This window comes from Winogradskyella undariae, from assembly GCF_013285155.1.
GTDB classification, from domain to species: Bacteria; Bacteroidota; Bacteroidia; order Flavobacteriales; family Flavobacteriaceae; genus Winogradskyella; species Winogradskyella undariae.
In genome coordinates, this window is sequence record NZ_JABTEL010000007.1 from 139,734 (window position 1) to 158,991 (window position 19,258).

Annotated in this window: 17 protein-coding genes; 8 read left to right on the forward strand and 9 right to left on the reverse strand. The window is 31.8% G+C overall.

Annotated features, from left to right (window positions below):
* Positions 1–87: 87 nt before the first annotated feature.
* Complete coding sequence (locus HSX10_RS11265; protein ID WP_254453231.1) at positions 88–468, forward strand: hypothetical protein; 381 nt, start codon at positions 88–90, stop codon at positions 466–468.
* An 80-nt stretch (positions 469–548) separates the two neighbouring features.
* On the opposite strand, the gene HSX10_RS11270 is transcribed toward HSX10_RS11265, so the two are convergent.
* The 8 genes from HSX10_RS11270 to HSX10_RS11305 form a co-directional block, all read right to left on the reverse strand.
* Entirely contained in the window at positions 549–740 is a 192-nt protein-coding gene (locus HSX10_RS11270; protein ID WP_092446448.1) for a cold-shock protein, read from the reverse strand.
* Positions 741–852: 112 nt separating this feature from the next.
* Positions 853–1,098, reverse strand: a complete 246-nt coding sequence (locus HSX10_RS11275; RefSeq protein ID WP_173588329.1) for a hypothetical protein — start codon at positions 1,096–1,098, stop codon at positions 853–855.
* A gap of 46 nt (positions 1,099–1,144) precedes the next feature.
* Positions 1,145–2,935 carry a chloride channel protein gene (locus HSX10_RS11280; RefSeq protein WP_173588330.1) on the reverse strand — a complete coding sequence of 597 codons (1,791 nt, stop codon included), beginning with the start codon at positions 2,933–2,935 and terminating at the stop codon, positions 1,145–1,147.
* Positions 2,936–2,984: 49 nt separating this feature from the next.
* Positions 2,985–4,739, reverse strand: a complete 1,755-nt coding sequence (gene aspS, locus HSX10_RS11285; protein WP_173588331.1) for an aspartate--tRNA ligase — start codon at positions 4,737–4,739, stop codon at positions 2,985–2,987.
* Positions 4,740–5,020: 281 nt separating this feature from the next.
* On the reverse strand, positions 5,021–8,542 hold the full coding sequence (locus HSX10_RS11290) for an efflux RND transporter permease subunit (RefSeq protein ID WP_173588332.1): 3,522 nt from the start codon (positions 8,540–8,542) through the stop codon (positions 5,021–5,023).
* Positions 8,542–9,723 carry an efflux RND transporter periplasmic adaptor subunit gene (locus HSX10_RS11295; protein ID WP_173588333.1) on the reverse strand — a complete coding sequence of 394 codons (1,182 nt, stop codon included), beginning with the start codon at positions 9,721–9,723 and terminating at the stop codon, positions 8,542–8,544. Before HSX10_RS11295 ends, HSX10_RS11290 begins: the two co-directional genes overlap by 1 nt.
* Positions 9,724–9,737: 14 nt before the next feature.
* A complete protein-coding gene (locus HSX10_RS11300; protein ID WP_173588334.1) occupies positions 9,738–11,084 on the reverse strand; it encodes a TolC family protein in 1,347 nt (448 codons plus the stop codon).
* A gap of 3 nt (positions 11,085–11,087) precedes the next feature.
* A complete protein-coding gene (locus HSX10_RS11305) occupies positions 11,088–11,690 on the reverse strand; it encodes a TetR/AcrR family transcriptional regulator (protein WP_173588335.1) in 603 nt (200 codons plus the stop codon).
* Between the two features lie 180 nt (positions 11,691–11,870).
* On the opposite strand from HSX10_RS11305, the gene HSX10_RS11310 reads away from it, so the two are divergent.
* The 7 genes from HSX10_RS11310 to HSX10_RS11340 all read left to right on the forward strand — a co-directional run bounded on the left by HSX10_RS11310 (position 11,871) and on the right by HSX10_RS11340 (position 17,201).
* A complete protein-coding gene (locus HSX10_RS11310) occupies positions 11,871–12,845 on the forward strand; it encodes a polyprenyl synthetase family protein (protein ID WP_173588336.1) in 975 nt (324 codons plus the stop codon).
* A complete protein-coding gene (locus tag HSX10_RS11315; protein ID WP_173588337.1) occupies positions 12,845–13,195 on the forward strand; it encodes a hypothetical protein in 351 nt (116 codons plus the stop codon). The genes HSX10_RS11310 and HSX10_RS11315 overlap by 1 nt, the downstream gene beginning before the upstream one ends.
* A 71-nt stretch (positions 13,196–13,266) precedes the next feature.
* Positions 13,267–13,701 carry an RrF2 family transcriptional regulator gene (locus HSX10_RS11320; RefSeq protein WP_173588338.1) on the forward strand — a complete coding sequence of 145 codons (435 nt, stop codon included), beginning with the start codon at positions 13,267–13,269 and terminating at the stop codon, positions 13,699–13,701.
* Between the two features lie 50 nt (positions 13,702–13,751).
* Positions 13,752–14,483 (forward strand): iron-sulfur cluster repair di-iron protein, encoded by a 732-nt coding sequence (gene ric / locus HSX10_RS11325; protein ID WP_173588339.1) that lies wholly within the window; start codon positions 13,752–13,754, stop codon positions 14,481–14,483.
* A gap of 112 nt (positions 14,484–14,595) precedes the next feature.
* Positions 14,596–15,795, forward strand: coding sequence for a hypothetical protein (locus HSX10_RS11330; protein WP_173588340.1), 1,200 nt, complete (start codon positions 14,596–14,598; stop codon positions 15,793–15,795).
* A 102-nt stretch (positions 15,796–15,897) separates the two neighbouring features.
* On the forward strand, positions 15,898–16,722 hold the full coding sequence (locus tag HSX10_RS11335; protein WP_173588341.1) for a universal stress protein: 825 nt from the start codon (positions 15,898–15,900) through the stop codon (positions 16,720–16,722).
* Between the two features lie 29 nt (positions 16,723–16,751).
* Complete coding sequence (locus HSX10_RS11340; RefSeq protein WP_173588342.1) at positions 16,752–17,201, forward strand: pyridoxamine 5'-phosphate oxidase family protein; 450 nt, start codon at positions 16,752–16,754, stop codon at positions 17,199–17,201.
* An 11-nt stretch (positions 17,202–17,212) separates the two neighbouring features.
* Here the strand turns inward: HSX10_RS11340 and HSX10_RS11345 are convergent, their stop codons facing one another.
* A complete protein-coding gene (locus tag HSX10_RS11345) occupies positions 17,213–19,213 on the reverse strand; it encodes a TonB-dependent receptor plug domain-containing protein (protein ID WP_173588343.1) in 2,001 nt (666 codons plus the stop codon).
* Positions 19,214–19,258: the final 45 nt, after the last annotated feature.

A 19,258-nucleotide genomic window follows, 5' to 3' on the forward strand; every position in this document is an offset into this window, starting at 1 on the left:
AAAAAGACAAGAGATATGAAAGTGAAGTTTATAATATTAATAGCAATCAGTTTATTTAGTTGTAAGGCCAACCAAAATAATGATAAAATGGCAACTATTGAAACGGTGTTAATAGCAAAAGGAAATCTTCATGGTTCAGGATCTGAAGGATTTACTAAACAGAATATGATTATTGATAACCAAAGTGATTGGGAGTCTTTATTGTCTCAAATAAATACAGTTAATAATGTATCTGATCATTTTACAGAAACTAAAATTAATTTTTCTGAGTATACTGTTATTGCGGTATTTGATGATGTTAAGGGAAGTGGTGGACATAAAATAGACCTTGATGTTATAAAGACAAGCAAACAAGTATTGGTAACTGTCGATTTTGTTAGTCCGAGCGGAATGGCTACAACCGTAATGACACAACCTTACTATATAACTAAGATTCTTAAAACGGATTTACCAATTATATTTAAATAGAGGTAGAGAATTTTTAGAATAAAAAAAGGCAAAAAAAACGCCCAACCAAAGGCTGAGCGTTGAAACTTTAAGATATATACTTATAATACCTGCACATTTGCAGCTACTAAACCTTTTCTTCCTTCTTCTTCATCGTACTCTACATTGTCACCTTCGCGTAATTCTACGCCATTAAGGTTTGATACATGTACAAAGATGTCTTTTCCTGTTTCTTCGTTGGTAATGAATCCAAATCCTTTTGAATCATTAAAAAATTTAACTGTTCCAGTCATTATAATATAAATAAAAATTAAAGCACAAAGATAAATAAAAATTAAAACTCAATGTTATTAAATTGTTTAATTTTAAATTATAGCTTAATTATTTGGTTGCCTAAATGACAAATTATGATCTGTAATCTTTTTGGTTTTCTCGCATTTTATCAAGATTTTCTTTAGTTAACATATAATCTTGTACGTCTTTATCTTTCCATCTGTAGTATGAAAATAATGGAAAAACAACGAAAAATAATCCTAATACACCAAAGCCAATAAGTTTTTGATTGTACGCTACATCAAATACCAATCCACTAACAATACTGGTTAAAGAGGCTATAAAAGCAATAAAGGTTATTATTTTGATGGGTTTCATAGTTCTGAGTTAATCTTTTGAATAGAGGTGAATACTTAAATTTAATTTAAGATGTAATATTAATTAATTCACGTCTGTATGCGGTTAATAATTTTGATTTTGAAATAAACCCAACATACATTCCGTCTTTAATAACTGGTAAATTCCAAGCGTTACTATCTTGAAATTTCTTCATAATAACGGTCATCTTATCCTTGTCGATATTGATAATAGCTGGTGGTTTTTGCATCACTTCAATCGCTAAGACTTTATCATATAATTTCTGGTCAAACATTATAGATCTTATATCATCTAATAGAATTACTCCTTTTAAAGTTTTGTCTTTTTCATCTAAAACAGGAAAGATATTCCGATTGGATTTAACAACGGCATTATTAACAATTTCACCCAAGGTCATTTTAGTAGTTACACTTGTAAAGTTTGTTTCAATAACTTTATGGATGTCCATTAATGTTAAAATGGCATGATCTTTATCGTGGGTAATTAAGTCGCCTTTTCTACCTAATTCCATAGTGTAAACAGAATGTGGGGTGTAAAATCTTGTAATACCAAACGAAATCGCTGAGGTGATCATTAAAGGAATAAATAAATCATAGCCACCCGTTAATTCTGCAATTAAAAAAATAGCAGTTAATGGGGCTTGTAATACTCCAGCTAATAAACCAGCCATACCAACAAGGGTAAAGTTACTTTCAGAAACAGGCGAACTAAATAAGCCACAATGGTTAATTATTTTAGCGATACAGTTTCCCATTAAACTTCCCATAAATAGCGTAGGGGCAAAAATACCACCAACACCTCCGGCACCAAATGTTATGGCACTTGCAAAAATTTTAAAAAATACAAGTCCAGCTAAAAGAGCAATGACAACCCAAATGTTAGTAAGATCTAAATTGAAGAAGTTATTTTCTAGCGCTTTTTGAGGATTTCCTGCAATAAGGCTGTTCATTGTTTCGAATCCCTCTCCGTAAAGTGGTGGGATAAAAAACACTAAAACCCCAATAGCAAAACCACCAACAAGAAGTTTTTTTATGGGTGAGTTTAGTTTGTCAAAAAAATCTTGAACTTTCTCGTAAACCTGATTAAAATAGATAGAAACAAAAGCCGTACAAACCCCTAAGAAGGCATAAAATGGAACATCTGATATGATAAAATTATCTTCAATTCTAAAAGGAAGTAACACATCATCTCCAAAGAAAAAATAAGACGTGATAATAGCTGATAGTGATGCTAACAATAAAGGCAGCATAGAAACCATAGTTAAGTCTAAACTAAAGACTTCAATGGCAAAAATAATAGCAGCAATTGGCGCTTTAAAAATAGAAGACAATGCACCAGCAGCAGCACAACCAATAAGTAAAGTTTTGGTCTTCTGGTTCATTCTAAATAACCTAGAAATATTAGAGCTAATTGCTGCACCTGTTGCAACAGAAGGTCCTTCTAATCCTACTGATCCACCAAAACCAACGGTTAAAGGTGCTGTTAAAATAGACCCAAACATTTGAAATTTTCTTATAACGCCTTTACGTTTTGCTATGGCGTATAACGTGGAAGGGATACCATGGCTAACCTTGGCTCTTATGACATATTTTGATACTAAATAGACTAAAATAAATCCTATTAGAGGAAATAAAAAGTAAAAGGCATGATGGTAATACCTTACTAAATTTCCTTCTAATAAATGTTGAATAAAGTGTGTTAAGTTTTTAAGTATTACGGCTCCAATTCCAGAGGTAATACCAACAAGTACACTTAGGAAAAACACAAACTGTTTGTCAGAAATATGTTTAGTTCTCCATATTAGAATTTTTTTAAAGATGGGATGTTTTCTTGGCATGGTCTTAAAGCTAATAAAAAAATCCTGCACGGAGCAGGATTTAATATTTTTAAGCTTTTAAATTTAGTTTTAAACTTAGTTCTTCAAGTTGTTGATCGTCAATTGGTGCAGGTGCATCAATCATTACGTCGCGGCCTGAATTATTTTTTGGGAAAGCAATAAAATCGCGTATAGTTTCTTGTCCGCCTAAAATAGCAACAAGTCTATCTAAACCAAAAGCAAGTCCTCCGTGTGGTGGTGCTCCATATTCAAAGGCATCCATTAAGAAACCAAATTGTGCTTTAGCATCTTCTTCAGAAAACCCTAAATGTTTCAGCATAATAGCTTGTGTTTTCTTATCGTGAATTCTAATAGAACCTCCTCCTATTTCATTACCATTTAAAACTAAATCGTAAGCATTTGCTTTTACTTCTCCTGGTTTAGAATCTAACAATTCTATTTGCCCTGGTTTTGGTGATGTAAAAGGGTGGTGCATGGCGTGGTAGTTACCCGTTTCTTCGTCTAGTTCTAATAAAGGGAAATCTATAACCCAAAGCGGTGCAAATACTTTAGGGTCTCTTAAACCTAAGCGTGTTGCTAATTCCATACGTAAAGCACTTAATTGCGCTCTTACTTTATTAGTGTCGCCAGATAAAACGCAAACTAAATCACCAGCTTTTGCTCCTGTGATTTCTGCCCATTTAGCTAAATCTTCTTGATCGTAAAATTTATCTACTGAAGATTTATAAGTTCCATCATCATTACAACGCGAATAGATCATACCTAAAGCTCCAACTTGTGGACGCTTTACCCAGTCTATTAATTTATCAATTTCTTTTCTTGTATAAGAATTTCCACCTGGTACAGCAATACCAACGACTAATTCGGCATTATTAAAAACACCAAATTCTTTATGTTGTGTAACTTCGTTAAGTTCTCCAAACTCCATTCCAAATCTAATATCTGGTTTGTCATTTCCGTATAAACGCATCGCATCGTCATAAAGCATTCTTGGGAATTTTTCAATTTCAACACCATTCACTTCTTTAAGTAAGTGACGTGTTAACCCTTCAAAAACATTTAAAATATCTTCTTGCTCTACAAATGCCATTTCACAATCTATTTGTGTGAATTCTGGCTGACGGTCTGCACGTAAATCTTCATCTCTAAAACACTTTACAATCTGAAAATATTTATCCATACCACCAACCATCAATAGTTGTTTGAAAGTTTGTGGCGATTGTGGAAGTGCGTAAAATTGTCCTCCGTTCATACGAGAAGGCACAACAAAATCACGAGCACCTTCTGGTGTAGACTTTATTAAATAAGGTGTTTCTACTTCGATAAAACCATCGTTAGAAAGAAAGTTTCTTACCGCTTGCGTAACTTTTGCTCTAAAGATTAAGTTATTTTTTACAGGATTACGACGAATATCGATGTAACGGTATTTCATTCGTAAATCATCACCACCATCTGTTTTATCTTCAATAGTAAAAGGAGGTGTTAATGATGTGTTTAAAATGTTTAATTCTGAAACTAAAACTTCAATATCTCCTGTTGGGATATTTGGGTTTTTAGAAGCACGTTCTACAACTTTACCTTTCGCTTGGATAACGAATTCACGTCCTAATTTTGAAGCCTTTTCCATGATGTCTTTTGGAGTGCTTTTCTCATCAAAATAGAGTTGTGTAATTCCATAACGATCTCTAAGATCTAAATAGATCATAAAACCTTTATCTCTAACACCTTGAACCCATCCTGAAAGTGTAACTTCTGTATTGTTGTGTGATGTTCTTAATTCACCACAATTGTGACTTCTGTACATAATGAAATTTTAATTTTGTCCGTCCTTGCTAATGCAATTATGAATGCGGGTGCAAATTTAACTAAGTTTAATTATTATTAGATAAGGAAACAGGATTTTTCGTGATAAGAAGGTCGAATAATTTAAAGAATATATAAATGAACCTTTCATATTAAAAAATATAATCTAAAATTCAGTTTAAATGCTATAAGATGAAACCTTAACAAAATATAAACACGCTGTATAAAAGTCATTTTACGACTATTTATACAGCGTGTTTTTTTCTTAAAATAAGAATCTAGTTAGTTATCTATTTCAATTGGGTCAAAATCTTTAGCTTCATTTGCTCTTAAAGGTTCTGATGTTAATTTTAAGCGCAACCACATTTTAAATTTCACACTTAAGAAAAATAGAATTGGGACTAGAATTAAGGTTAAGAATGTAGCGACTAATAAACCATAAATAACCGTCCATGCTAATGGTCCCCAGAAAACAACGTTATCTCCACCCATGTAAATGTTAGGGTCTAAGTCTGAAAATAAAGTAAAGAAGTTGATATTTAAACCAATTGCTAATGGCACTAATCCTAAAATTGTAGTAATAGCAGTTAATAAAACAGGTCTTAAACGCGCTTTACCTGCTCTAACAATACTTTCAAATAAGTCTTCTGTTGTTAAGTAATCACTTTCAATAAGGTCTAATTCGTTTTTCTTTCTATCAATTAAAAGTTGCGCATAATCTAAAAGAACCACACCGTTATTTACTACAATTCCGGCGAGTGAAATAATACCCACCATGGTCATCATAATAACGAAAGCACTACCTGTAATAACGATACCGCCAAACACACCAATAAAACTTAAGAAAATCGCAATCATAATAATAGTTGGCTTAGAAATAGAGTTGAATTGAAAGATTAGGATAAAGAAAATTAACCCAAGACCTGTAAAAAATGCACCAACTAAGAAGGCCATTTGTTTGTTTTGTTCTTCAATTTGACCAGTGTAATCGATATGAATGTCTTTAGATAAACCTTCATAACTTTTCATTTCATTTTGAACTTGAGTCACAATAGCACCTGCGTCTGTAAATCCTGGTGATAATGCAGAATATACGGTAACCACACGTTTAGAGTCTATGTGTTTTATAGCACTAAAACTAGAAGTATTTTTCTGCCTTGCTACAGTAGATAAAGGAACTTCCTTAATCTGACCTAAGTTATCTCTAAATGTAATGTTCTGATTAAAAAGAGCACTTTTATCATAACGATTAGCTTCGTTAAAACGCACATAGATATCAAAATCATCGCCGTCTTCTTTAAAAATTCCGGCTTTAGAACCAAAGATGGAATTACGTAATTGATCTCCAATTTGCTTTGCCGTAATACCTAATTCACCTGCTTTTTTTCTGTCGATTTCAACTAACATTGAAGGCTTATCTTTATTAACGTCAATTTTTAGCTCATCAATCCCTGGGATGTTTTTAGCGTTAATAAACGTACGCATCTGTTCTGCAGTAGCAATTAATTCATTATAATCATCACCGATAATTTCAATATTAATAGGAGAACCCGCAGGTGGTCCGTTGGTGTCTTTTTCAACAGAAATTAAAACTCCAGGATAAATACCTACTAAGGCTTCTTGTACTTTTTGGCGTAAGATCTCACTATTTTCTCCACGTCTAAATTTATACTCGCGCATAGAGGCTGTAATCTTAGCTTTGTGTGGCATTTCTGCACCAGATCCCATATCTGTTTGTGGGTTACCTGCACCTTCACCAACCTGAGAAACCGCACTTTCTACTAAGAAGTTTCTGTCTCCATCCATGTATTCATCTGAGTTAATAACAGCATCAATACGTTTTTCTATCTGAGCAGTAATAGCATTGGTTTTTTCAATAGCTGTACCTTGTGGATACTCTATGTAGACAATAATTTGGTTGGGTTTATTATCTGGAAAAAATTCAACTTTTGTACGTTGTGTCTTTAGTGAGATACCAAAGGCAACAAATGCTGCAATTAATAATAAGAATGTGCTAACACTTAATATCGTTGGTGACCAACCAGACAGTGCGTTACGTAATCTTATTTCGTACCAATTTTCGAACTTCACTAAAGCTTTATTCTGAAAATTATTAGCCATTCCTCTAACAATATAACGGTAAACCCATAGCATAACCGCTGTGAAAATCATAATGGTACCTAAACCTTTATAAGCACCACCAAATAATAGAATTAAGATTCCAAATAAAGCAATAATGATAGTGATTTTAATCAGTTGTTTTAACGGCATATCCTTGTCTTCCGTAGTCATGTAACGAGAGACTAATACTGAATTAAAAAAGATAGCTACAATTAAAGAAGAACCTAAAACAACAGATAATGTTATTGGTAATATCTTCATAAACTCACCCATAATACCAGGCCAAAGTCCTAAAGGAACAAAGGCTGCAACGGTTGTTGCTGTAGATATAATAATAGGATAGGCAATTTCTCCAATACCTTTCTTGGCAGCCTCAATGCGGCCCATACCTTCATCTTCCATTAAACGGAATACGTTTTCAACAACCACAATTCCGTTATCTACTAACATTCCGAGTCCCATAATAAGTCCAAATAATACCATAGTATTTAAACTATAGCCTATAAAACTTAAAATCATAAGAGACATAAACATAGACATTGGGATTGCAAAACCAACGAATAATGCATTTTTAAATCCTAAGAAGAACATTAACACGGTAACAACCAAAATAACACCAAAGATGATGTTGTTTACCAAGTCGTCAACCTTACCAATGGTTACAGGGGATTGGTCGTTGGTAATTGTTACTTCTAAATCTTTTGGGAATACATTATCTATTGCATTTTGTACAATAACCTGCGTTTGTTCTGCAGCAGCAACCATGTTTTTACCAGCACGTTTTTTAACGTCTAGCATTACTACTGGTTTTTCTGATTTTCTAGCAAAAGTGGTTTTGTCTTCTTCGTGAAAAGAAACGGTGGCAACATCTTTTAAGTAGATAGGATTACCATTGTCTGATTTTACAACGAAGTCTTCAAGTTCAGAAGGATCTTCAATTTCACCAATAATTCTAATAGTACGTCTTTGTCCACTCGCTTTTAAGTTACCAGCAGATTGTGTTACGTTTCCATAACTAATAGCAGCAAGAATATCATTAAAAGTCACTTTAGAAGCCATCATTTTATAGATATCCACTTCTACTTCTACCTCTTTTTCTTGAGCCCCACGGATGTCTGCCTTCTTAATTTCTTGTAAATCTTCAATTTCTTCTTGAAGATATTCAGCATAATCCTTTAATTTTTCAATAGGGTAATCACCAGAAATATTAATGTTAAGAATAGGCATTTCTTCTGAAAGACTCAATTCAAAAACATTAGGTTCTACTTTTGCATCATTAAATGTTGGCCAATCTTCACTTGCGGTTTCAGAATCAATTTCATCTTTAACCTTTTGTTTGGCTTGTTCTACGGTAATGCTTTCGTCAAATTCTACAACGACCATAGAGTAATCTTCTTGTGATGTTGAGGTGATTTCTACAACATTACTAACCGTTTTTAGACGGTCTTCTACAGGGTTTGTAATTAACTTTTCAATATCTTCAGCAGTATTACCAGGATAAATAGTACTGACGTAAATTTTAGTCTCATTGACTTCTGGAAAAGCTTCTCTTGGCATGTCGAAAAAAGCTGAAATTCCTAAATAGAAAAATACAGCAATAAGCACATACATTGTGGTTTTATTGTTAATTGCCCAGGAAGACCAACTAAATTCCTTTTCGGTATTTTTTTTGTTTTCAGCCATTAGTTTTTAGTTTCATAATTAATAACTTCAACAGATTGTCCGTCTCTTACACTACGTGCTCCTTCTTGAATAATTTCTGCACCAGAAGAAAGTCCTTCAAGGATTTCAATAATGTCACCTTGCGTTTTTCCGGTTTTAATGATAATGCGCTCAGCGGTACCAATACCTTTTTCATTTTTATCGTTTACAACATAAACGTATTGTTCTCCTTCTGCATTTTCTGAAACAACACTTTGAGGAATTAATATAGCCTCCTCGCTAGTATAGTCGTTGATTTTTAAACGTGCAGATAAATTAGGTTTAATGGCTTTGTCCTTGTTAGGGATTTCTACTTCAATCTTGAAAGTACGGTTTGCAGGGTTGATAAAATCTCCAGCTTGACGAATTTTGGTTTCTATTGTTTGTCCTAAAACAGGAATGTTTACACTTACATTTTTTCCTTTAGTAACATTAGAAACATAACTTTCTGGTACTTCTGTTTCAATATACATATTGTCTAAATTTACAATACGCATTAATGGAGACTGACCAGCAGCAACAACACTTCCTTGTTCCGTAATGATATCGTCAATAGTTCCAGAAAAAGGAGCTTTTACTGTTGTTTTGGCGATTTGCTGATACAATTGGTTTACAGCTTCTTGTTGCGACTGATAAGTAGATTTTGATTGTAAATATTGAATTTCACTTCCAATATTTTGTTCCCAAAGTCTTTGTTGACGCTCGTAAGTCGTTTTAGCAAGTTCTGCTTGTATTTTTAATTGAGCCAGTTGCTGACTTAATCCTCCGTCATCAATCTTAGCTAACGTTTGCCCTTTTGTAACTTTTTGTCCTTCCTTAACATATACATGGGTTAAAATACCGTTGTACTCAGGTGTTATGGTTAAAAGGTTTTTAGTAGTTACGTTACCTTGAAGTTCTAAAACGTGATTAAAAACTTCAGTTTTGGTTTTAAACGTTGTAATTAAAGGAACATTTTTAGTGGTATCAACTGTTTTTATTTTTTCATCTAAAAGCTTAATCTTATCGTTAATAGCCTGTTGTTCTCCAACAAGTTCGCCACGTTTTTCTCTTAAAGTTTTAAGATTACCATTTTCTATAAGGTATTCTACTGAGTTTTTCTTTTTCTCAGAACACGATACTGATAGCGCAGCAACGATTATTAATAGATATATATATTTCATTTTAATTAGGATTTTTAGTTATTGATTGGTGTATTTAAAACGGTTTCTAAAACAGCTTTAGAGTTAACAACATCTAGCATTGCTTGTAGTAATTCTTGTTGTGCTGCGTACAATTGAGTTTGGGCTTGTCTTAGTTCAAAACTAGAACCAATACCTTCAAAAAACTTAGTTTGATTTTTAGTTTCAATACGTTCTGCAAGCTCTAAATTCTCTTTTTTGTTGTCGTAATCTTCTATAGCGAATTGGTAATCGCTTTTAGCAGATGCAATTTCTAGTTTTATACGTTGTTCGGTTTCTGTAAGTTCCGTTTCTGCTTTTTCTAAATTAATTTGAGCACGTTGGGTAGAAGCATTTCGCATACCTGAGCTAAATATTGGAATATCTAAGCTTACACCAAATAAAGAAGATCCAAACCAATCTTGACTCTTTTTAGTGAAATTAAACTCATCACCATAACCAGAGTAACCACCATTTATAAAAGCATTTAAGGTTGGTAAGGCTTTACTTTTTTCTAACTTCAATAATAAAGATTTAGCTTCTGCATCGTTAGATGCTATTAGGTAATCTATAGTACTCTCTGGGTTTTCTTCAATATCTAAAATATTAAGAGAGATATTATTTTCGGTTAATGTTTCTAAATTATCAGTTAAAGTTAGTGTGTCGTGCACGTCTAGCCCTAAAGTGAAATTAAGCATCTGGTAGGCTAATTTTTTTAATCTATTAGTATTACTTAAACTGCTCTTAACACCAGATAATGTAATTTTAAGTTGTTCTACACTTTCTTCTTCCTCTAAACCATTTTCAAAAATCTTATTGGTTTCGTAAAGGTTTTTTTCTAAAACTTCTATGTTACGTTCTAAAATAGCAATGCTTTCTTCGGCTAAAAGAACATTACCGTAAGCATCTATAACAGCTTTTCTAACTTCTAAATCTGTTTTTACTTTAGCATTTTTAGATATTTCTAAATATACTTTAGCAGATTGTAATCCTACAATGTACGAACCATCAAATATTTTTTGAGATAAGGTTGCAAAAGCTGTTACACTTTGTTTTGTGCTAAAAACAACCTCTGCAAATTCGCCTTCTTGTCCTCCAAGAAATTCTGCAGGAATAACTGAAACTTGTTGTTTTAAATAATTTTGATAATCTACACTTGCACTTATTTGCGGTAAGCCGGTAGCAGTAGTTTCCCACTTTTGTTGTTTTGCAGCATCAATATCACGTGTTGCATTTATGGAAGATCTGTTGTTTTCCAAAGCATAGTCTATGGCTTCTTGAAGCGAAAGGCTAGAGGGTTGTTCTTGTGAAAACCCTGTTTGGAAAAGTATGAAAGTGACTATTATAGTAAGTGTTTTTTTCATTACTTAATTTTGATTGATATTTAATTTTGTTAGTGTTTCTAATCCTTTTTGTGAGCAAATACCTCTTAAATGGTATTCTAAATAATTGTTCATTAACATTGTCATTGAGAAATTTTCACGAGGAAAAATATCCTGATCTTTTAATGATAAAATGTTATTAAAGTAGAGTCTTGCAATAAAATTAATATCTATTGTTTCTCTATAAAGTCCTGCGGCAACTCCACGATCTAAATTACGTGTCACGCAACCTGTCATTTTTTGGTACTGTTTACCTTTTAAAGAAGCAAAAATCTTTGGGTAATATTTCTGAAGCTGATATTGTGGTGATGACTTTTCATCTTTTAGATGTGTCATTACAAACTTTTTTATTTCATAGATTTCTTCAATAGGGTTTTTGTCAAGTTCGCAAATACAGTCTATGCCATAAGAAATGTTATTAAAAACATGCATTGCCGTAGCTTCTACTAATTTAGTTTTATTTTGAAAATGTTGATAAATCGTTTTTTTAGAAATTCCCATTTCATTAGCAATATCATCCATTGTTACACTCTTAAACCCTAGGTTTAAAAATAAATCAACAGATTTATGTATTATTTTGTCTTTCATTTTTAGTGTTTCCACGCTTGGAAATCTTATTTTTAATAAGGTGCAAAACTACAATAGGAAACTTTAAAAACCAAAAAAGTTTCCTAAGTTTAATGTTTTTTTTACCTATCGCATTATATCAGTCAATTTTTTCAAACTAGACAGTCTTTATTATTGAAACAATTGATTTATTTTTGCCTTATGCAACACATTGAACAGTACCAAAAACCATTTCTAAAATATTTAGAAACTTTTACCGTAAATAAAGAACCTCAAAACTTATATCAACCTATAAATTACATTCTTCAATTAGGTGGTAAACGGTTGCGACCTATTTTAACTTTGATGACTGCTGAGGTTTTTGGAGGAACGGCAAAAAATGCAATGGATGCCGCTTTGTCTATAGAGGTGTTTCATAATTTTTCGTTAGTTCACGATGATATTATGGATGATGCACCTTTACGTAGAGGTGAAGCGACCGTGCATGAGAAATGGAATCTTAACACAGGTATTCTATCTGGTGATGCCATGTTGATTATGGCTTATCAACTTTTTGAGAATTATGAGCCCATTATTTTTCAAGCTTTAGCAAAATTATTTAGCAAAACAGCTTTAGAGGTTTGTGAGGGGCAGCAATATGATATCGATTTTGAAACTCGTGACGATGTTACGATTGCTGAGTATCTTAAAATGATAGAGTTTAAAACAGCCGTTTTAGTTGGTGCAGCCATGAAAATGGGAGCTATTGTAGCTAAGGCTTCAGAAGAAGATCAAACTTCTATTTACGAATTTGGTCGTTTATTAGGAATTGCATTTCAACTGCAAGATGATTATTTAGATGCTTTTGGAAACCCTGAAACTTTTGGAAAACAAGTTGGTGGTGATATTCTTGAAAATAAAAAAACCTATTTGTATTTAAAGACTTTAGAATTAGGGACTGCAGATGATAGTTCTAATTTGAAAAAAGCGATTAATAATACAAAGCTTTCTAATGATGATAAAGTTGAAATGGTAAAGCAGCTTTTTGTGAATTCAGGTGCAGCAGAAGCAACTCAGATTGCTGTAAAAGCTTATACAAATAAAGCACTGAATGTTTTAGAAACATTAAATATTGCAGAAGAAAGAAAACAATCACTTAGATTATTTGGAGCGCAATTAATGAATAGACGTGTATAATGACTTTGCCCTCTAATTTTGAAGATTTAATAACAGAAGCAGAAAGTTTAAACCTTTATAAAAAGCTGATTTTGCAACTGAACAAGGATCTGTTGTATGCTAATATTGATTTAGAATTTCATAAAGATACTTTGCCAACAAGTTTAAAGTTAGTACTACAAGAAACAATTTTTAATCTTATAAACTCTAAATTTTCAGACTACCTTAATTTATTATATATCGTTGATGTTTCAGAAATAAAAATTAAAAACCTCGATGGTAGTGATGTTTTAAAAATGTCTGAAGACGTTACTTTTTTGCTGCTACAACGCGAATGGCAAAAGGTTTGGTATAAGTCTAAATATGTTTAGATTATTTATTTGGGATAAATTTATCTTATTTAAAATAATGTTGTATTTTTGTATTCTAAATTAATTATACAATGTTTTCTAAAGCCTGTGAATACGGAATAAAAGCAGCTATCTTTATTGCTAGTAATTCATTTGAGAATAGACGTGTTAGTCCAAAAGAAATTTCAGAAGAGATTGATTCTCCCCAAGCTTTTACGGCTAAAATTTTACAAGCTTTAGTTAAGAATAATATTGTAAAATCTGTAAGAGGTGCTTATGGTGGTTTTGAAATTGATAAAGATAAAATTGCAACCACTAAACTAGCGCAAATTGTTTATGCTATTGATGGAGATGGTATCTATAAAGGTTGTGGATTAGGTTTGCATACTTGCGATGAAAACCATCCTTGTCCTGTACACGATAAGTTTAAGGTTATTAGAGATGAACTTCAAGATATGTTAGGAAACACAAGTTTAGAGCAATTAGCATTAGATATAAAATCTGGTGTATCATTTTTAAAGGTCTAAAAAAAATTTGAATATAAATAAGATAAATTTATCCGAAATAAAATTATAATATGGAAACACTTCAAAAAAATACCGTAAAAGAAATAGGGCAGTATGTTGCTGATGATTTTAGAACTGCAGCAATTTTTTCTAAATATAAAATTGATTTTTGTTGTAATGGTAATAGAACAGTAGAAGAGGCTTGTGAAAAAAAAGGAATTGATAGTACTAAATTAATAAAAGAGATTCAGCAAGTTTTAGACTCTAAATCTGGTGAAAGTATTGATTATAAATCTTGGCCATTAGATTTGTTGGCAGAGTATATTGAAAAAAAACACCATAGATATGTTGAAGAAAAGACTCCTGTTTTACGTCAGTTTTTAGATAAATTATGTAAAGTACATGGCGAGCGTCATCCAGAATTGTTTGAAGTCAATAAATTGTTTACAGCTTCTGCTGGCGAATTAGCATCACATTTAAAGAAAGAAGAACTCATTCTTTTTCCATTTATTAAAAAAATGGTCGCTGCTAAATTAGAAAATGGCGCAGTACAATATCCGCAATTTGGTACGGTTGAAAACCCTATTACTATGATGATGGAAGAACATGATAACGAAGGACAACGCTTTAGAGATATTGCCGAATTGACAAATAATTACAATCCTCCAGCAGACGCATGTAATACTTATAGAGTGACTTACGCTATGCTAGAAGAATTTGAAAAAGATTTGCACCTACATATTCATTTAGAAAATAATATATTGTTTCCTGAAGCTATAAAATTAGAACAACAATTTGGTTAATATCAGATTCCTTAATTGTTTTCTTACTTTAGAAAATCCTAAGATGTTAATCACTGACATCTTGGGGTTTTCATTTTTGTAATGAGTATATTTCTAAATCGTAATCTAAACGATGCCCAAAAAATTAGTTGTCATATGTTTAATTAATTTTCTAATTGCTGCCTTAATGGGGTTGGCGCTACGCTTCTCATTTTTACAATCCATTGGTTTAAATTATAGATTTTTAACGCATGCGCATTCTCATGTTGCTATGTTAGGGTGGGTATATTTAATGTTATTTACACTTTTTGTGCATTATTTTATTCCAGATCAACCTAAACGTTTTACACGTTTGTTTTGGGTAACAGAATTTGCTGTTGTTGGGATGATGATAAGCTTTCCGCTTCAAGGGTATGCTGCTATTTCTATATCGTTTTCAACACTACATATTTTTTGTAGCTACTATTTTATGCATCTCATTTGGAAATATCAAAAAGTAAATAGTAGAGTAAGCCAAAAACTATTAAAAACAGCACTCATTTTTATGGTGGTTTCTACGATAGGTGTTTGGTGTTTGGGACCTGTGATTTCTATACTTGGTTCTGATTCAGTGTTTTACAATATCGCGATTCAATTCTTTTTACATTTTCAGTTTAATGGTTGGTTTTTAATTGGAGTTATTGCAATTTTCTTTCATCTTTTAAGAGTTGAAGATTCAAAAATATTTAGACAGTTTTATGTCTTATTAATCCTATCAACTATATTAACGTTTGCATTGCCAATTCAATGGTTTTTACCTCACAAGAGTTTGCTATGGATTAATGGCGTTGGTATAATTCTTCAGGTGGTAACACTCTATTTATGCTTTCAAATACTAAAATCAAAACAGCTTATTTTAATCAAAAATGAGCATACGCTTGTGTTATATATGTATGGTTTTGCTCTGGTTTGTTTTTTGTTAAAAGTCGTGTTTCAAACCCTTTCAGTTTTACCTCAATTTTCAGAAGTTGTTTTTAATCATCATAATTTTGTGATTGGTTTTATTCATTTATTAATGTTAGGTGTGATTTCAGGATTTCTATTTGCTTTTATTCTAAAAAGTGAATTGGTAACCAATTCTAAAAGCTTAACTATTGGTCTTTATAGCTTTGTTTTGGGTTTTCTTTTAACAGAAATATTACTCTTAATTCAAGGTGTGATGTTTTACTTTGAAATAGGCTTGCTTTCAAATTATTATCTATTACTATTTATGTTTAGCATTTTATTGCCCTTAGGAATTAGTTTTATTTTATTCAATATTATTAGAAAAAGTAGACAATACAGAGATTTATAGGCTATAAAAAAGACGTGTTTTTTGAAGTTAATATTTTAAACTGATTTATGTCATAGTTTTATATTCAGGGTTATAATAACTTTAATAATAAGTTCTAGAGTTATGAAGAATATACTTCTACTTACTGATTTTTCTGAAAATGCGACTAATGCCATTAGGTATGCTATGCATTTTTTTGAATCTAAAAAGTGTACGTTTTATCTTATGTACGTGCATAAAATTGGGAATTATATCTCTGACGATTTATTAATATCTCCCAAAAATAGTATCTACGATTCTATAACAAAGAAACCAAAGGCAAAATTAGAAACCTTAATAACCATACTTAAAAATGATTTTAAAACTGAAGATTATCATTTTGAAACTGTTGTAGATTATGATGTTTTTACTGATGCCATCAATCAATCTATTACTAAATTTTTGATAGATTTTGTAATTATGGGAAGTAATGGTACTTCTAATGTTAAAGAAGTTCTTTTTGGTAGTAATACAATGAATGTGATTAAAAAAGTAAAATGTAAAACCATTGTAGTACCCAAGGATTATAGATTTAAACCTCTTAATCAATTTCTTGTGTCTTTAGAATTAGATAGTGCGTTAAATACCGAGTTGATTGAAAATATTATAGATTTTACAGAAGACTTTCATTTAAAGCTTCACGTACTTAGAATTATTTTAGGGAATAATGATTCTAATATTATCCTTAGAGATAAGGAAAGGTTATCGCTTTTAGATGCTAAATATCAGTATATCGAAGATGTACCTATAGATTATGCGGTGTCCAGTTATCTTCAAACTAATGATATTAATATAACCGCTTTTATTGCACAAGATAAGTCATTTTTAAAACGATTATTTAATGCTTCTCCAAGTAAAGAATTAAAGTCTAGAATGAAATTACCATTATTAGTGCTGCATAGTCAATAAAGTAGATGTCGAATTTAAATCGTGAAATTATGATTAAGTCATTAAGTCATGAAGATTGTAAAAGAATACTTCATAAAAATTACATAGGTCACTTAGCATATGTGTATCATAATAAGCCCTTTGTTGTACCTATTACTTACTATTACGATGATAATAGAATTATTTGTTACTCTAATGAGGGGCATAAAATATCTGCTTTGCGTAAATACAATAGAGTAGCGATTGAAGTCTTAGATATAAGATCCATAACAAAGTGGAAGTCTGTTACTGTTCATGGTATATTTGAAGAGTTAGAAGGAAGCGGTGCAAAAGCGGTGCTTCATGAGTTCTCTTTGGGAATTAAAAATGTTGTGATGAGAACAGAGTTACGCGACTTAGACTACATCAGTGAATTTTCTGCTAAAATTAGCAGTGATAAAACGGCTATAGTTTTTGTTATTAATATTGAAGAAATGATAGGGAAGATGACACTAGATTAATAATTCTGTTTTTATTTAAAAATATAAGATAAATTCACATAAAAATTACGTCCTTGTCTAGGGAAGTTATTCCAATCTGCATACGTAGAATATTTAGTATCTAATATATTTTCAACACCATATTTTACTACCGTTTTCCAGATTTTATTATAAAACACATTCCCTAAATTAAGATTTAATATCGCATAATCAGCAGTTTCATTTTCACCATACTGACTGCTGTAATTACTTTGGTTTCCGTTACCATCTAATTGCAATGCAGCATTAAATTTAGGTGTGTTGTAGTTGAATTCAGCAAAGTAAGAAAATGGTTTTATGAGTGGTAAATTTTCACCATCATTCCCTTTGCCGTAATTGTAGCCAACCGTTCCGTTTATTGCAAAACGTTCCGATATTTTATAACTACTATTTACATATGTATTAAAAATTGACGCATAATCTAAAGCTGTGTAAATACGCACACCATTGGCACCAATAGTCATTGAGCTTACGTCTGGCGCAATCTCACCGATAATATAATCCATAATATGGAAGTAGGAAGATTCTAAACCAATTTCAAAATCGTTGAATTTTTGTTTAAAACTAAAGTTCGCTTCTAAGGCTTTTTCATCTTTTAAATTTGGGTTTCCGATGTAATCGTAATTGTCAGAACTGTTGAATAAATAAAAACCATAACCTTCACTAACCGAAGGTGCGCGTTCACCATAACCTAAACCAAGGGATAGATTATAATTCTCTTTTTTAAGTTGATATGTAGATGCTAAACTCACTAGAAATCTATTGTTTTGTTCGTCTACAGTATCATGAAATATCTCTAGACTTTGTACACCAACTTCTTTTGCTATTTTGTTATTGTGATAGCCTAAATGTATAGAAGATGCGAGTGTTTCATGTACACTAAAATGAAAGTCATCTTTAATGAAAATACCAGAATATAGCGTTCTAATGTCTGGCCAAGTGTACATAAACATATCTGGCTCATCCGGATTGTTAGAAAACATGGTCATTTCTGCTAAAGACTTATTATAAAATCCGTTAAAGTTGAATGTAAAATGATGTTTGTTTTTTACAACATTAGCTTTACTGTAAAATCCATACGTATCGCTCCAGCCTGGCATGTCCATTCTTATAGCTACAACAGGTCGCTTAGTATCGTCCATAATATGCGTTATGGTATTAAAATACAATTTGGTTTCTAAAGACTTTAAGGCTTTACCTTCAGGTTTGTAATAGTGCGTTAGAGATGCAATTAAAGCTTCAGCTAAAGAAACATCCATTGGTAAAGCAGGATAACCTACATCTGTAGCTTTATCATAAATAACGTTGGCATCTATGCTTTGCGTTTCCGAAAATTTGTAACCAGATTGTAGTGAAATGTTATACTTTTCGAACTGAGAATATAGGATTTCTTCATTGCCACCTGCATCATAATTATCGGATTTTCTGTAAATACCGTCAGCGCTAATAAAGAATTTATTGCCTGTGTATTCTAAATCTAAGCCTGTCGCTTTGTAATTACCGTTGGTTTCATAACCTAAGTCTAATCCAGATTTAAAACCAGAACCATTAAATTTAGAGGATGGTAATTTTAAATCAATGCCACCACCAATAGCATGTCCATTTTCTGTGCCTTCTTGACCAGAACCAATAGTTACTTTTTCGAGGTTAGAAACATCAACATAAGATGTTATTGGGTCCATTTTATCTGTACAGGCACCAAAAATTTGCATACCATCGATAGTCACTACCAAACGCTCACTTGCCATGTTGTTAATGGTTGGTTCCCAAGCGTAATTACCACGTTTTATCATGGTTACTTTATTAGATTTTTCAAGATAGTCATCAATGCTAGACAGTGTTTTTTCTTGTCTGTGATTGCTTAATTTTCGCCTAGAAAGTACGAGGACTTCTTCTAATTTTGTAGTGTCTTTTTTAATCTCTTTATTGTTGTCTTGGGCAAATCCCAAAGAAGACAATAGCAGACATAGAATGACTGTTATTAGCATTTTCATGGCTAAAAATTTTAGTGTTTTAAATGAATTGGTAAAAATGTGTCT